General features: G+C 43.6%; 4 protein-coding genes. 1 reads left to right on the forward strand and 3 read right to left on the reverse strand.

Annotated features, from left to right (window positions below; genetic code table 11):
• The first annotated feature begins 137 nt into the window (after positions 1 to 137).
• Positions 138 to 1,010, forward strand: coding sequence for a YitT family protein (locus RAC86_RS37040; protein WP_377886800.1), 873 nt, complete (start codon positions 138 to 140; stop codon positions 1,008 to 1,010).
• Positions 1,011 to 1,051: 41 nt separating this feature from the next.
• Here RAC86_RS37040 and ypjB read toward each other — a convergent pair whose 3' ends face one another.
• The 3 genes from ypjB to RAC86_RS37055 all read right to left on the reverse strand — a co-directional run.
• On the reverse strand, positions 1,052 to 1,846 hold the full coding sequence (gene ypjB, locus RAC86_RS37045) for a sporulation protein YpjB (protein ID WP_015251822.1): 795 nt from the start codon (positions 1,844 to 1,846) through the stop codon (positions 1,052 to 1,054).
• Between the two features lie 68 nt (positions 1,847 to 1,914).
• Positions 1,915 to 2,508 (reverse strand): lipoprotein heptaprenylglyceryl N-acetyltransferase LhaT, encoded by a 594-nt coding sequence (gene lhaT, locus RAC86_RS37050; protein WP_004398789.1) that lies wholly within the window; start codon positions 2,506 to 2,508, stop codon positions 1,915 to 1,917.
• 110 nt (positions 2,509 to 2,618) lie between these two features.
• Positions 2,619 to 3,294 (reverse strand): menaquinol-cytochrome c reductase cytochrome b/c subunit (locus RAC86_RS37055; protein ID WP_377886801.1); only part of this gene is annotated, 676 nt, incomplete at its 5' end.

Below are 3,294 nucleotides of genomic sequence, written 5' to 3' on the forward strand. Positions count from 1 at the left end.
AACGAAACCTCCTATCATCCTCTTACATGTTAGCTAATTCAGATACGTTTGACAAATGTTTAAGCACGTTTGCTGTTTTCTTTTTCATCCACTATAATATAAACGCTATCTAATGGAAGGAAAAGGGGTTTTATGTGATGCTTGGAGAAATTAGATTAAAAAACATATTTTTTATTTTAATCGGAGCGGCAATTTTTTCATTTGGCTTGGTTCATTTCAATATGCAGAACAATCTGGCTGAGGGCGGTTTTACAGGTATTACACTTTTGCTTTATGCCCTTTTCCACATCAGCCCCTCTATATCGAACCTGGTGTTGAACATTCCGATTTTTTTTATTGGCTGGCGTTTGCTCGGCAGGACAATGTTTGTTTATACCCTTGTCGGCACTGTAGCCTTGTCTTTGTTCCTCAGCATCTTTCAGCGATATGAAATCCATATGCCCCTTCAGCACGACTTAGCGCTCGCCGCTTTATTTGCCGGCGTATTCATCGGAGCCGGACTGGGTATTATTTTTAAGTTCGGCGGTACGACAGGCGGTGTTGATATCATCGCACGTTTAGTGAATAAGTATTTTGGGATTCCGATGGGCAGAACGATGTTTGCTTTCGATGCCTGCGTCATCATTTTGTCTTTGCTTACTTATCTCTCCTATAAAGAAGCGATGTATACGCTGGTAGCTGTATTTGTAGCGGCAAGATTAATCGATTTTATTCAGGAAGGCGGATACGCTGCTAAAGGCGCTACGATCATCTCTTCGAAAAACGACCTGATTCAGAAAAAGATTCTTGAAGAAATGGAACGGGGCGTCACCATTTTGAAAGGACAAGGTTCCTACACAAAAGAGAATATAGATGTACTTTATTGTGTGGTGCCGAAAAATGAATTGGTGATGCTGAAAAGCGTGATTAACTCCATTGATCCCCATGCCTTTGTAGCGGTAAGCGATGTTCACGATGTGCTCGGAGAAGGATTTACGCTTGATGAAAATAAAAATCCGCTTCCGCGCTGACATGTAATAGAAAAAAGGCGGCTGACCGCCGCCCCTCACCCTTATTTAGGGTAGTCCCTTTTTTTCAGCTTGTTTTTTTCCGCCTTGTACTTTCTGTAACCGACATAGGTAAGAGCAGTAATGATGATACTGCCGGTTGTAATCATCACCCAGAGTAAAGACGGATCGGCATCATCCTCCTCCACCCTGTCAAACACATTTTTCAGGTCATGCTGAAGAAGGGAAAGCCGTTCAAGCTTCGTGCTCTCTGTCATTTGCTGAAATTCCTCTTGCTCAATAACATCTATATGTTTTCCGACTGTTTCAAGCTGATCCTCTGATACATCGATTGTAAGACTGGGGTAAATCAAGTCATATAAACTGATAAATTCATTCCATTTTTCATGAAAGCTTGTGCTTCCATTCTTCTGGACATCTCGCTTCAGCTCAGTAAAAGCTTCCATAATCGGTTTTTCCAGTGAGCCCCAAAGCGGGTCAGACCGATTGTCAACCGCATCCATCAGCATTCTGAACTGCGCGGCTGCTCTGAGTTTTTGTGTGTCTGATGTATCAGCTTGCTTTAAACTCCGAACCATATCATTATAGCCCAATGTGATTTGACGAATTTGGGCTCCCGTTAGCATGGGGTCTTGCTGTTTTTTCTCAGCGGATTTTAATGTTTTTTCAAAATACTCCAAGACTTGAAGCGCCTCTTCATATTTCGCCTGTCGGGTCATTTGAAAGACTGTATCGGATAAATCATTCAATTCCTCGAGGCTTCCCCGCTCTGCAGCCTTGGCATTTCCATTATAAAAAATAAGTGCAATCAACAAACAGATCGTCAGCTTTCGTTTCATGCAGGTCCCTCCCACTCTCTCTCCTTACAGAATATGAAGAAAGGGACAAGGATAGACCAACATTGTCTTTACATCAGCTCAAGCTTCGTTTGTTTTTTTGAGACCACAAGAAAGTAAGCAAGCGCGATTGAAAAGATGCTTAGCCAAAATGTTCCGTATCCTATTTCAGTCATATAATCAGAAAGCATAGAGTATTGCGGCATCATATCAAACAAGTAGTCAATGACATCGTTATGCAGTGTCCAGACTGCAGCAATTGCAAGATGCCAAAATGAAAAACGAAAATACGGACTGTATAATACGCCTTGAACTGCCATTGCAAAATGCGAAGCAATTAGCATGTAGCCCTCCCACGGCAAGTCACCAGTTACTGCAAGCACAAGAAAATTCATAGCCACCGCCCATAGGCCATACTTTACGAGGGTAACTAGCGCAAGCGCCTCTAAAAGCGGAGCATTCCGTTTCATGAGAAAGGCAAGCAGCACAAACAGAAAGAAAAACGTTGCTGTCGGACTGTCCGGAACAAAAATCAGGAAACGGGCCGGTGTCTCCAAAAGCTGCGGCAAGTACCAATAGTAGCCGTAAACCGTTCCCAGAAAATTAATGGCTAAGACAAGAATAAGCATCGGCCGCTGCCCTAATACATATTGAAACCATTTCACATCGAATCAACTCTCAGTCTGTAAAAATAATATGTCCATATAAAAAAGCTGACGCCGGGTCAGCTTTTGATATTAAAAGTATATCCTTCCATTTGACAATTCACAATACGTTATTTTGCGGTTGTTTCAGAAATAAATTTTGCAAGTTCTTCGAGCTGCTTATCATTTCCTTTGAACACACCCGCCGGCATTTTGCCTTTCCCTTCTACAGCGATTTTTTTGATTTCATCCGGTTTCAGCCCGCTGTCAACCAATGAAGGCCCGGCCGCTCCTCCCTGAAGGTTATCCCCATGGCAAGAAATACAGCCCTGTTCCTTAAAGACCTTATATCCTTCTGCATTGGTGTCAATGTCGGCTTCTTTTGTGATTTTCCCCTGTTCTTCTGCCTTGGCCCAGTCATGAGTAGCAACTGACTGCCACGTCAAAAATACAGCAGCGGAAATGGCCAGAAGCATCATACCGACAGCGACCGGACGCTTCCACGGCCTTCTTTCTGTCCCTCTGTCTAGGAATGGAGCCAAAAGCAGGGCCCCAAAAGCGAGACCTGGCATAATCATGGCGCCGACCACTGTAAAGCTTCCGGCGGCGTATTCATACTTCAACAGCTGGTATAAGAAAAGAAAATACCAATCCGGCAGCGGAATATAACCAGTATCAGTCGGGTCCGCCATCCGCTCCAAAGGCGGCTGATGCACAATCGTCAAAACGAGAAAACCGATGAGAAAGACAGCTCCAACCATCCATTCCTTTAACAAGAAATTTGGCCAGAAAGCCTCTGTTTTACCG

Source organism: Bacillus sp. LR_5, assembly GCF_042709275.1.